We start from the raw sequence: 11768 nt of genomic DNA on the forward strand, positions 1-11768 counted from the left end.
CCGCGGCGGCAGATGGGCGCGCAGGCGGGCACAAGGGGGGGCGGCGCATGCAAAAGGCCGCGGCACGGGCCGCGGCCTGGAAGACGCAGTGCGCGCGCGCTTAGCGGGGGGCGATCATCATCACCATCTGCCGCCCTTCCAGCTTGGGCATGCTCTCGACCTTGCCGGCCTCGCCCACGTCATCCTTGACGCGGTTGAGAAGCTCGAGCCCCAGCTGCTGGTGGGCCATCTCGCGGCCGCGGAAGCGCAGCGTGATCTTGACCTTGTCGCCCTCGGACAGGAATTTCATCACCGACCGCATCTTGACGTCATAATCATGCGTGTCGGTGCCGGGGCGGAACTTGATCTCCTTGATCTCGATGACCTTCTGCTTCTTGCGGGCTTCGGCTTCGCGTTTTTGCTGTTCATACTTGAACTTGCCGAAATCCATGATCTTGCAGACCGGCGGCTTGGCCGTGGGCGAGATCTCCACCAGATCGAGGCCCGCTTCCTGAGCCATGGCAAGCGCCTTGGCGGGGGTCACGACCCCGACGTTCTCGCCTTCCGCTCCGATCAGACGGATCTCCGGGGCGCGGATGCGGTCGTTGACGCGGGGACCGGTATCGCGCTGGGGCGGGGCGTTGTGTGGGCGACGAGCTATGGCGGCACTCCTTCTATGGCCGAAATGGATTGCCGCGGAAAATAGCTTTCGCCGTTCCGGGATTCAACCGCCTTTGACGGTGCATCCTGATGCTGACGCGCGGCATTTCGGCGGCCGGGCCGGCACGCGGTGCAGCTTCGGGTTGAGGAAACCGGAAAGTTCGAATCGCTCGACAGTTGGCATACTGTCGTATACCAATTGCAAAGACCGGCCCGCGGGACTAAAGACGCCGCGAAGGATTTCAGGAGGTTTCCCATGACCCAGACGGCGCAATCCACCCGGACCGAAACCGACAGCTTCGGCCCGCTCGAGGTTCCCGCGGACAAGTATTGGGGCGCACAGACCCAGCGCTCGATCATGAATTTCCCGATCGGCTGGGAACGCCAGCCGGTGCCGGTCATCCGCGCGCTGGGGGTGATCAAGAAGGCCTGCGCGCTGTCGAACATGGCGCTGGGCACCATGACGCCCGAGATCGGCAACGCCATCGTGGCCGCCGCCACCGAGGTGATCGAAGGCAAGTTCGACGACAACTTCCCGCTGGTGGTCTGGCAGACCGGTTCGGGCACGCAATCGAACATGAACGCCAATGAGGTGATCTCGAACCGCGCGATCGAGATCCTGGGCGGCGTGATGGGCTCGAAGACCCCGGTTCACCCCAACGATCATTGCAACATGGGGCAAAGCTCGAACGACACCTTCCCGACCGCGATGCATGTCGCCATCGGCATGCATGCGCGTGACGTGCTTCTGCCGGGGCTGCGCAAGCTGCATGCCGCGCTGGAGGCCAAGTCCGAAGAATTCAAGGATATCATCAAGATCGGCCGCACCCATACGCAGGATGCCACGCCGCTGACGCTGGGCCAGGAATTCTCGGGCTATGCGCATCAGGTCGCCATGGGCATCAAGCGCATCGAGATGTGCCTGCCGCAGATCTATGAGCTGGCGCAGGGCGGCACCGCGGTCGGCACCGGGCTGAACACCCGCAAGGGCTGGGCCGAGATGGTCGCCGCGCGCATCGCCGAGATCACCGATCTGCCCTTCGTCACCGCGCCCAACAAGTTCGAGGCGCTGGCCGCGCATGACGCGATGGTGATGTTCTCGGGCGCGCTCAAGACGGTGGCGGCCTCGCTCTTCAAGATCGCCAACGACATGCGCCTTCTGGGCTCGGGGCCGCGCTCGGGTCTGGGCGAATTGATCCTGCCGGAAAACGAACCCGGCTCGTCGATCATGCCCGGCAAGGTCAACCCGACCCAGGCCGAGGCGCTGACCATGGTCTGCGCCCATGTCATGGGCAACGATGCGGCGGTGGGCTTTGCCGGCAGCCAGGGCCATTTCGAGCTGAACGTCTACAACCCGATGATGTCCTATAACGTCCTGCAAAGCATGCAGCTTCTGGGCGATGCGGCCAGCTCGTTCACCGACAACATGGTGGTGGGCACCAAGGCCAACACCGCCCGCATCGAGAAGCTGATGAAGGAAAGCTTGATGCTGGTCACGGCGCTTGCGCCCACGATCGGCTATGATAATGCGACCAAGGTGGCCAAGACCGCGCACAAGAATGGCACCACGCTGCGCGAGGAGGCGATCAATCTGGGCTTCGTCGATGGCGAGACGTTCGATCGCATCGTGCGTCCCGAGGACATGATCGGCCCGAAGGACTGACCTCATGGCCGAGGTCGTCAACCTTCGGCAAGCACGCAAGAACCGCGCGCGCGCAGAGAAACGCGCGCGCGGGGACGAAAACGCGGCCCGCTTCGGGCGCGACAAGGCCGAGCGTCGTCTGAGCGAGGCGCAGACGGCCATGGAGAAGGCCCGGCTCGAGGCGCATCAACGCGAGCCGGCCCGTTCTGACGATGGACAGAGCGCGGAGAACCCGCGCGAGGATTGACCGAGGATCTGCGGACGGCGTCGAGGCGGCGGCATCCGCTCCAAGGACGGGCTTTGCCTCGAACGGAAGATGAATCGACCACAAAAACACTCGCTGACACTTGCGGGACACCGCACATCGGTCACGCTGGAACCCGAGTTCTGGGACGCGTTCCGGGAAATCGCTCAGGAGAATGGCAAGGGGATCAATGCCCTGGCGGCAGAGATCGACGCGGCCCGCGGCGCCCGCTGCGGATTGGCCACGGCGATCCGGCTGCATGTCCTGGCCCATTACCGCGCCCTGGTGCGCGGGGCGGCCTGAGGGCAGGGGGCCGGTTTCGCGCTGTCCCCGGCCCGGTTCGGCCTGAACCGGCGCGCCGATGGGGGCGCCGGGCAGGGGGAGTTGTGCCCATCAGATCGCGCCCGCCTTCCGCGGGGCGCGCAGGGTTATTCTTGCCGTGCGCGCGGGCTTCGTCGTGCGCGCCCCTCTCTGGCCGCGCGCGGCCAGAGAGGGCGATTCCGTGCCGCGCCCTTGTTCAGCACTGCCCCTGCAAAGGACCGTGCTTGCTCAGTCGCCCGTTTCGGCGGCAAAGCGCCCGCGCCATGCGGCACCGGCGGGCGTCGGGCCGTTCGGTGCGCGCGGCAGGCGCAGGCGTGCGACTTTGGGTTGTTTTCACCATGGCCCGGCATCAGCATTGCGGCAGGGCCGGCTGCGCCCTACATAGGATTTGCGTCACTTCGTCGCCATTCAACCGGAAATCTGACATGACCAAGCCTGTCCGACCCGCCTCTCGTCGCCGGCCGCTGTTCGCGGGTGTCCGGTCCTCGTTCTTCACGGGGCTTGTCGTGATCCTGCCCATCGGCCTGACCGGCTGGGTGATCTGGTCGCTGACCGGCTTCATCGACGGGGTGGTCCTGCCCGTCATCCCCGCCGCCTGGCAGCCCGAGCAATATATCGGTATCAACCTGCGCGGCGTGGGCGTGATCTTCTTTCTGGTCTTCACGGCCACGGTGGGCTGGCTGGCCAAGGGCTACATGGGCCGGTCGCTGATCCGCTGGGGCGAGGGGATCGTGGCGCAGATGCCGGTGGTGCGGTCGATCTACAACGGCCTCAAGCAGATCGCCGAGACCGTCCTGTCGCAGGGCGAGGAAAAATTCGACCGCGCCTGCATGATCGAATATCCGCGCAAGGGCATGTGGGCGGTGGCCTTCGTGTCCTCGTCGGCCAAGGGCGAGGTCGCCGAGGCCGGCACCCCCGAAGATCCGTTGATCTCGGTCTTCCTGCCGACGACGCCCAACCCGACCTCGGGGTTCCTGCTGTTCCTGCCGCGCTCGCAGGTGCGCTATCTGGACATGAGCGTCGAGGATGCCGCCAAGCTCATCATCTCGGCGGGGCTTGTCTATCCCAACGCCAAACCTGCCGCGCCGCCCCCGCGCCGTGGCGGGGCACCGCGTCCGGGCCGCCGTCCCGCCGCGGCCAAGCTGCCGGCGGCGCGCCCGGAAAAGGCGGCCTCGGTCGCGCCGGAACTGCCGCCGATGATCCGCGCCGATCTGCCGGTGCGCACCCCCTCCGAGACCTTTGCCGATCTGGTGGCGCGTTTCGGCCCGGTCGAACCGGCCAAGCCCTGATCCCGATCTTGCCGCCGGACATGCACAAGGCGCCCGGTCGGGGCGCCTTTGTCCTGGGGATGTCGGAGGGGGGCGGCCTCAGCCGTCGCCGAAGCGGGCATCGTCGTCGTATTCGTCCTCGCCCTCGGGGATGTATTTCGACGACAGCGCGATCGACTGGTTGTCATGGCGCGGGTCCATGACCACGTCCGAGGGCAGTTCGCCGGTCAGCCAGTCGCGGATTTCCTCGCGCGCGTCGGCGACCGACTGGCCGGTCATCTCGGCCACATAGGCGATGAAGCTGCGCTGGTCGCCGTCGATTTCCTCAAGCTCGGCCTCATCGGCATCGGGCCAGCGGTCCATGATGGCGTCGAGAAACGCCGACCAATTGTCCTGAACGTGGTGCCATTTCATCGCGCGGCCTCCCCTGCCTTGCGTCGTGAGGGGCGCCGCATGCGGGCCGCCCTGCATCCAAGGTTCGGATGCAAGGCCCCGTGGGTCAAGCACAAAACGCCGCCACGCCGCGGCGGAAAGCGCCGCTCAGAACCAGCTTTGCACGCGCCGCGCCCCGCCCGAGATGTCATCGCCCACACCGGCCACGGTGTTGCAGCCGGCCAGCGCGATCAGGGTCACCAGAAGAAGTTTCTTCATTGCTCTGCCTCATGCCACCAGACATCGGGCACGACGCCCGGCCAGTCGCCATATAGCGGAATTCGGGTCGGAAAGTGAAGATCGCGCTTGTAGGCCAGCCGCGAGACCGGCGCATACCAGATGGGGATGACATAGCGTCCCGCGGTCAGCACCCGGTCAAGCGCGCGCACCGCGGCGGTGTAATCTTCGGGGTCGGTGGCTTCGAGCATGGCCGCGATCATCGCCTCGGCGGCGGGGTCGTTCATGCCCATCAGGTTGCGGCTGCCGGGCCGGGTCACGCCTTCGGCGCCCCAATAGAGGGTCTGCTCGTTGCCCGGCGACAGCGACAGCGCGCGCGTGAACCAGGTCATGTCGAAATCATACGCATTGGTCCGGGCCACGAACTGCGCGTCGTCGATCGCGGTGATGCGCGGCGTGATCCCCAGCCGGCGCAGGCTTTCGACATAGATATCCACGATGGCGGCCTTTTCGGCGGCGCCCTGGGGCAGCAGGATCTCGAAATCGAAGGGCCGGCCGTTGGCATCGCGCAGAACGCCGTCCTCGACACGCCAGCCCGCCTGCGCCAGAAGCGCCACCGCGCGGCGCAGATTGGCCCGGTTGCGCCCGTTGCCGGCGCCTGTCGGGTAGGCATAGCCCTCCAGCGTGCCGGGCAGCAGCTGCGCGGCAAAGGGCGCCAGCAATGCGGCCACGCGCCCCGTGGCCGGGCCGGGACGCATCGCCAGGGTAGAGTTGCAGAAATACGAACAGATGCGCGGCTCGGCGCCCCCGGTCAGCGTCTTCGAGATGAATTCGAAGTCGAAGGCCAGGATCAGCGCCTCGCGGACGCGCCAGTCGGCAAACAGGGCGCGGCGGGTGTTGAAGACCAGCCCGTTCATCCCCGAGGGCCGCTCATGCGGGATCTCGGCGCGCAGCACGCGGCCGTCGCGCAGGGCGGGAAAGTCATAGGCGCGGGCCCATTGCGCGGCGTTGCCCTCGCGCCAGAGGTCGATCTCGCCGGCCTTGAAGGCCTCGAACATCACGCCGGGGTCGCCGAAATAGTCGAAGCGGATGCGGTCGAAATTGTGCCGGCCGCGGTTGAAGGGCAGATCGCGCCCCCACCAGTCGGGGTTGCGCCGCAAGGTGATCTGGCGCCCCGGCTCGACGCTTTCGACGACATAGGGCCCCGAGCCCACCGGCGCCTCCTGAAGCGTGGCCTCGAAGTCGCGCCCCTCCCAGAAGGCGCGCTCAAGCACCGGGCGCATCCCCATCAACAGCGCCAGTTCGCGGTCGGGCTCGGAAAAGGTGAAGCGGATCGTGCGCGGGCCGGTGGCCTCCATCCGCGCCACCTTGGCCCAGGCGGTGCGGTAGCGCGGGTGCCCGCGGGTGCCCAGCGTCTCATAGGACCACATCACGTCCTCGATCGTGACCGGCGCGCCGTTGGAAAAATGTGCCCCCTCGCGCAGGGTGAATTCGACATAGGAGCGCGTTTCATCCGTGGTCACTTTTTCGGCAAGCAGGCCGTAAAGCGTGAAGGGTTCGTCCAGTGAACGCCCCATCAGGGTTTCAACGGTGAATTGGGCGATGCCCGTGGCGGCGCGGCCTTTAAGAATCCAGGGATTGAGCGAATCGAATCCCCCCGTCTCGCCCAGGCGGATTTCGCCCCCTTTGGGCGCGTCCGGATTGGCATAAGGCAGGGAATCGAAGCCCGACGGCAGTGCCGGCGCGCCTTGCATTGCGATGGCAGCGCCATTCGCCGGTTGAACGGCAGGGATTGTGTTCGCCACTACTGGTTGCGTCTGGAGGGCCGTCAGCACCCAATAGAAAGTTGCTAATATCAGGAATTGCTGGAAAAACACCGATCTCCGCATCGCAACAATCCTCGCTTTCCCATAAATTTCAGGGCGGAAGCTAGCCCTCGACGCCGCTCCGCGCAAACTTTTAGCTTGGAGTGCAAGGCAGTTAGGGCTATACAGGAGTCACTGCTCGATAGGTTTCTTGCCTGTATGAAACCTGCCTCATGACTTGGCGCCCGCTTTGTGCGGGCGCTTTTTTCATGTATTCCTGAAGTTTAGCGGTGCCCTGCACCATGGTCTTTGGCGCCGGGCGCGCTAGGATCAGGGTCGAATCGTCGCGGTTTGCTGCGCGGCGGCACGGCCAGAAGGGGGTTTCATGGATATTGCGGACAAGGATGGCGCGCGCGGGGCTCTGGGCGGCAAGCGCGCGGTGGTCACGGGGTCGAATTCGGGGATCGGGCTCGGGGTCGCGCGCGAGCTGGCGCGCGCGGGCGCCGATGTCGTGCTCAACTCCTTCACCGACCGCGACGAGGATCACCAGCTGGCCGCGGACATGGCCGCCGAATTCGGCGTCACCGTGCGCTACATCAAGGCCGACATGAGCAAGGGCGACGAATGCCGCGCCCTGATCGAACAGGCGGGGGGCTGCGATATCCTGGTCAACAATGCCGGCATCCAGCATGTCGCCGCGATCGAGGATTTCCCGGTCGAGAAATGGGATGCGATCATCGCCATCAACCTGTCCTCGGCCTTCCACACCATTGCCGCCGCCCTGCCGGGGATGCGCGCATCGGGCTGGGGGCGTGTGGTCAACATCGCCTCGGCGCATGGGCTGACGGCCAGCCCGTTCAAATCGGCCTATGTCGCGGCCAAGCACGGCATCGTCGGGCTGACCAAGACCGTCGCGCTGGAAACCGCCGAGGCGCCGATCACCTGCAACGCCATCTGTCCGGGCTATGTGCTGACGCCGCTGGTCGAGGCGCAGATCCCCGACCAGATGAAGACCCACGGCATGGGCCGCGACGAGGTGATCCGCAAGGTGATGCTGGAACGCCAGCCCTCGCGCGAATTCGCCACCGTCGAGCAACTGGGTGGCACGGTGGTCTTCCTGTGCTCGGCCGCGGCCGAACAGATCACCGGCACGACGATCTCGGTCGACGGCGGCTGGACCGCGCTGTGACAGGGCCGTGGCTGTGACAGGGCCGTGGCTGTGACAGGGCCGTGGCTGTGACAGGGCCGTGGCTGTGACAGGGCCGTGGCTGTGACGGGGCCGTGGCTGTGACGGGGCCCATGGGCCGCCACCCGTCTCAGGCGGGGGCGGCCTCCAGCGCCTCGATCCGGGTCACGATCGCGTCGTGATCCGACAGCGGCGTGCCGTCGGGGCCACAGGCGGGGCGGATCTCGACCGGGCCCAGCCGCATGCCGCGCGCCAGGAACCAGTCGAGCTTCATCACCCGGTCGGGAAAGCGCGTGAGCAGCCAGGCGCGCGTGGTGGGTTGGTTCTCGGGGCCGCCATGCACCGAAAAGCCCGCCGCGCGGGCGATGTCGAACAGCGGCTCGGCGCGCCAGTCACCGCCCGCATGGTTGCCGGTGTTGAGATCGCCCCCGATCAGCACCGGCATATGCGGAAATTCGTGGTCAAGCGCTGCGATCAGCCCCTCGATCTGGGCGGCGCGATGGGCCGGGCTGGCCGCGCTTTCGAGATGGGTCGAGACCGCCAGGAACGGCCCGGCCTCGGTCTCGATCCGCGCGCCAAGGGCCACGCGCTCGCCCAGGCGGGGTTGCTCGGGGTCGGCAAACCACTGCCGATGCCCGAAGAGCCGCAGCGCGAAGGGGGCATGCAGAGCCCCGCGCGCGATCAGCGCATTGCCGTGAAAGCCGCGGGCGTTGTGGTCATCGGTGCAGAAATCCCGCTCGATCGGTGCGCCCAGACCCAGTTCGAGATATTCGACCACATAGGCATGCTGCCCGCCCAGCGCCGCGGCCATTTCGGCGGTGGTGTGGCGCTGGGCGGTGCGGGCCATGCCATTGTCCATCTCGGACAGAAGCCACAGGTCGCAATCGGCCACATGCGCGGCCGAGGCCTCGGGGAAGAGACAGCGTTCGAGGTTCCAGGCCGCCACCCCAAGCGGCAGGGCCAGCGGCGCGGCCGGGGCCAGCCCGCCGGTCTCGATCAGCCCCAGCGCGGGGATGTCGGCGGCCAGACGGTCGTGGGTTTGGCTGTCGCGGGGCCGGCCGTTCAGATCGGGCGGCACGGGAACGGGCAGGGCATCACAGGTCGCGCGGATCATGCCGGCACCCCGGTGCGGGCCGGGCGGGGCAGGGCGTCGGGCAGCCGCTTGCCGCTGGTCGTGTCGAAGAGATGCAGCGCCTCGGGGGCGATGTGCAGCGCCAGATGCGCCGGCAGCGCCGCCCCCGGCGCCAGTGCCAGCGCCACGGGCTGGCCGTCGATGGCGCCATGCACGATCCGCCCCGAGCCCAGCTCCTCGACGTAATCGACCGCCATCGGCAGCCCGGTCTCGGCCGGGTGCATGTCCTCGGCGCGAATGCCCAGCGTCACCGCCCCCTCAGGCCCGCGCGCCGGCCCCAGATCGTGGCCTGCAAGCATGACCCGCCCGCCCTCGATCCTTGCATCGAGAAGGTTCATCGCCGGGGCGCCGATGAAACCCGCGACGAAGGTCGTCGCCGGGTGGTGATAAAGCTCGAGCGGGGCGCCGATCTGTTCGACCCGGCCGCCGTTCAGCACCACCAGCCGGTCGGCCAGCGTCATCGCCTCGAGCTGGTCATGCGTGACATAGAGCGCCGTCGTCCCCAGCCGCCGTTGAAGACGCCGGATCTCGCCGCGCATGGCCACCCGCAGCTTGGCGTCCAGGTTCGAGAGCGGCTCGTCGAACAGGAACGCCGCCGGCTGGCGCACGATCGCGCGGCCCATCGCCACGCGCTGGCGCTGCCCGCCCGAAAGCGCGCGGGGCTTGCGGTCGAGATAGGGGCCCAGTTCCAGCATCCGTGCGGCGTCGTCCACGCGGCGGGCGATCTCGTCGCGCGGGGTGCGGCGGTTGCGCAGGCCATAGGCCATGTTCTCGCGCACGCTCATATGCGGGTAGAGCGCGTAATTCTGGAACACCATGGCGATGTCGCGGTCGGCCGGGTCCAGCCGGTTGACCACCCGCCCGTCGATCGAGATCTGGCCCGTGGTGATCTCCTCGAGGCCCGCAACCATGCGCAAAAGCGTGGATTTCCCGCAGCCCGACGGCCCGACCAGCACGATGAATTCGCCGTCCGCGACCTCAAGCGTGACCTCGCGCACCGCGTTGACATTGCCCGCATAGGTCTTGCCCACGCCCTGAAAGGTAATTCCGGCCATCACTTGTCGCTTTCCGTCAGGCCCTTGATGAACATGCGCTGGAACACCAGCACCACCAGAAGCGGCGGCAGCATGGCCAGCACGGCAAGGGCAAAGGCTTCGTTGTAATCGGGGATCTGGCTGCCGACCCAGACCTGCAGGATCGTCTTGATCCCGCGCATCAGGGTGAAGAACCCTTCGTCGGTGGTCATCAGCATGGGCCACAGATACTGGTTCCAGCCATAGACGAACATGATGATGAAGATCGCCGCCATCATCGTGCGCGACAGCGGCACCAGGATGTCGATGAAGAAGCGCACGGGCCCGGCGCCGTCGATGCGCGCGGCCTCGAGCAATTCATCGGGCACCGACTTGAAGAACTGCCGAAAGTAGAAGGTGCCCGTGGCCGAGGCCAGAAGCGGCACGATCAGCCCGGTGTAAGTGTTGAGCAGATGCAGCTGCGACATGACCTGATACGAGGGCATGATCCGCACCTCGAGCGGCAGCAGCAGCGTGGTGAAGATCGCCCAGAAGATCGGCGTGGCCAGGCGGAAGCGGAAATAGACCAGCGCATAGGCCGCCATCATCGACAGCACGATCTTGCCGACCGCAAAGCCCACGCCCAGGATCAGCGAATTGAGCAGCATCCGCGCCCCCGTCACCTCGCCGGTGAAGCCGCCGCGCTGGGTCAGCACCTTGTGATAGGTGGCCACGCCTTCGGAGCCCGGCGCCAGATAGAGGCCGTTCATGTGGATCTCGGCCGCGGAATGGGTCGAGGAGGCAAAGGCCATCAGCACCGGCACGATCAGGATGGCCGCGCCCAGGATCAGGATCAGATGGTCGAGAGGTTTGATCTTCTGCATGGCCTCACCCGTAATGCACGCGGCGTTCGATCAGGCGGAACTGCACGATCGTCAGCGCCGCCACGACCAGCATCAAGATCACCGATTGCGCCGAGGATCCGCCGATGTCGTTGCCCTTGAAGCCGTCCAGATAGACCTTGTAGACCAGCGTCATCGGGTTGTTCGCGGGCTTGTCCTTCACCATCACGTCGATGATGGCGAAGGTGTCGAACAGCGAATAGGTGATGTTGATGACCAGCAGGAAGAAGGCGGTCGGCGCCAGAAGCGGCAGCGTGATGTCCCGAAACCGTCGCCAGCCCGAGCGCGCATCCAGAAGGGCGGCCTCGCGCACCGCCACCGGCACCGATTGCAGCCCCGACAGGAAGAAGATGAAGTTGTAGGGGATCTGCTTCCACACCGCGACCGTCACCAGCGCCAGCGCGGTGTCGTCATAGTCGATGCCCACCCGCAGATCGTGTCCGAACAGCGCAGCCAGATCCTTGAACGGGCCGATATGCATGTCAAAGAACATCATCCCGATCAGCCCGGTGACCGGCGGCGCGATGGCATAGACCGCGATCAGCGCGGTCTTGTAGGCGCTGGCCCCGCGGATGACCTTGTCGGCCTTGACCGCAAGAAGCAGCCCGATCCCCAGCGCCAGCCCCGTGACCAGCGCACAGAACCCCGCAGTGAAGGCCGCGATCGTGCGATATTCGCGCGAGGACAGCGCCTCGCGGTAATTGTCGATCCCCACGAAGCTGGCGCCGAAGCCGAAGGGGTCTTCGAGGTAGAAGGACGAATTCACCGCCTGCACCGAGGGCCAGTAGAAGAAGATCGCCACCACCAGAAGCTGCGGCAGCACGAAGAGCCAGGGCGTGAGCGGGCGGTCGAACTGCACCCGCTTGGCTGGCGCGGCGGGTGGGTGCGGCTTGCGCGGCCGGCGGACGGCCTGCGGCGCGGGGCCGGGGGGAAGGGCGGCGGTGTCGGTCATGGGCGCGGAAAACCTGTCGGAAGGGGGCGCGGGCGGGCCGAGGGGGCGGTCCCGG

At 66.7% G+C, this 11768-nt stretch carries 12 protein-coding genes; 5 read left to right on the top strand and 7 right to left on the bottom strand.

Annotation, left to right across the window (positions count from 1 at the left end):
- Positions 1-100 precede the first annotated feature (100 nt).
- Positions 101-703 carry a translation initiation factor IF-3 gene (gene infC, locus BW949_RS07615; protein ID WP_328585813.1) on the bottom strand — a complete coding sequence of 201 codons (603 nt, stop codon included), beginning with the start codon at positions 701-703 and terminating at the stop codon, positions 101-103.
- 192 nt (positions 704-895) lie between these two features.
- Between infC and fumC the strand changes: the two genes are divergently transcribed.
- The 4 genes from fumC (at position 896) to BW949_RS07635 (ending at position 4135) form a co-directional block, all read left to right on the top strand.
- Entirely contained in the window at positions 896-2302 is a 1407-nt protein-coding gene (fumC, locus tag BW949_RS07620) for a class II fumarate hydratase (protein ID WP_076364603.1), read from the top strand.
- A gap of 4 nt (positions 2303-2306) precedes the next feature.
- On the top strand, positions 2307-2528 hold the full coding sequence (locus tag BW949_RS07625; RefSeq protein ID WP_076364605.1) for a DUF4169 family protein: 222 nt from the start codon (positions 2307-2309) through the stop codon (positions 2526-2528).
- A 69-nt stretch (positions 2529-2597) separates the two neighbouring features.
- Positions 2598-2828, top strand: a complete 231-nt coding sequence (locus tag BW949_RS07630) for a ribbon-helix-helix domain-containing protein (RefSeq protein ID WP_076364607.1) — start codon at positions 2598-2600, stop codon at positions 2826-2828.
- Between the two features lie 443 nt (positions 2829-3271).
- Positions 3272-4135, top strand: coding sequence for a DUF502 domain-containing protein (locus BW949_RS07635; RefSeq protein ID WP_076364609.1), 864 nt, complete (start codon positions 3272-3274; stop codon positions 4133-4135).
- Positions 4136-4213: 78 nt separating this feature from the next.
- Here the strand turns inward: BW949_RS07635 and BW949_RS07640 are convergent, their stop codons facing one another.
- Positions 4214-4528 carry a hypothetical protein gene (locus BW949_RS07640; protein ID WP_076364611.1) on the bottom strand — a complete coding sequence of 105 codons (315 nt, stop codon included), beginning with the start codon at positions 4526-4528 and terminating at the stop codon, positions 4214-4216.
- Positions 4529-4761: 233 nt separating this feature from the next.
- Positions 4762-6477 (bottom strand): extracellular solute-binding protein, encoded by a 1716-nt coding sequence (locus BW949_RS07645; protein ID WP_076364613.1) that lies wholly within the window; start codon positions 6475-6477, stop codon positions 4762-4764.
- A gap of 436 nt (positions 6478-6913) precedes the next feature.
- Between BW949_RS07645 and BW949_RS07650 the strand changes: the two genes are divergently transcribed.
- Positions 6914-7717: a 3-hydroxybutyrate dehydrogenase gene (locus BW949_RS07650; RefSeq protein WP_076364615.1), complete on the top strand. Its 804-nt coding sequence runs from the start codon at positions 6914-6916 to the stop codon at positions 7715-7717.
- 127 nt (positions 7718-7844) lie between these two features.
- On the opposite strand, the gene BW949_RS07655 is transcribed toward BW949_RS07650, so the two are convergent.
- The 4 genes from BW949_RS07655 to BW949_RS07670 are packed head-to-tail and all read right to left on the bottom strand — an operon-like array spanning position 7845 to position 11713.
- Positions 7845-8828 (bottom strand): endonuclease/exonuclease/phosphatase family protein, encoded by a 984-nt coding sequence (locus BW949_RS07655; protein ID WP_076364617.1) that lies wholly within the window; start codon positions 8826-8828, stop codon positions 7845-7847.
- Positions 8825-9901 carry a sn-glycerol-3-phosphate import ATP-binding protein UgpC gene (locus tag BW949_RS07660; protein WP_076364619.1) on the bottom strand — a complete coding sequence of 359 codons (1077 nt, stop codon included), beginning with the start codon at positions 9899-9901 and terminating at the stop codon, positions 8825-8827. The genes BW949_RS07655 and BW949_RS07660 overlap by 4 nt, the downstream gene beginning before the upstream one ends.
- Positions 9901-10743, bottom strand: coding sequence for a sn-glycerol-3-phosphate ABC transporter permease UgpE (gene ugpE / locus BW949_RS07665; protein ID WP_076364621.1), 843 nt, complete (start codon positions 10741-10743; stop codon positions 9901-9903). Before ugpE ends, BW949_RS07660 begins: the two co-directional genes overlap by 1 nt.
- Before the next feature lie 4 nt (positions 10744-10747).
- The gene (locus tag BW949_RS07670; RefSeq protein ID WP_076364623.1) at positions 10748-11713 is read right to left on the bottom strand and encodes an ABC transporter permease subunit; all 966 of its coding nucleotides are present in this window, start codon (positions 11711-11713) and stop codon (positions 10748-10750) included.
- Between the last annotated feature and the right edge of the window lie 55 nt (positions 11714-11768).

Source organism: Phaeovulum vinaykumarii, from assembly GCF_900156695.1.
GTDB classification, from domain to species: domain Bacteria; phylum Pseudomonadota; class Alphaproteobacteria; order Rhodobacterales; family Rhodobacteraceae; genus Bieblia_A; species Bieblia_A vinaykumarii.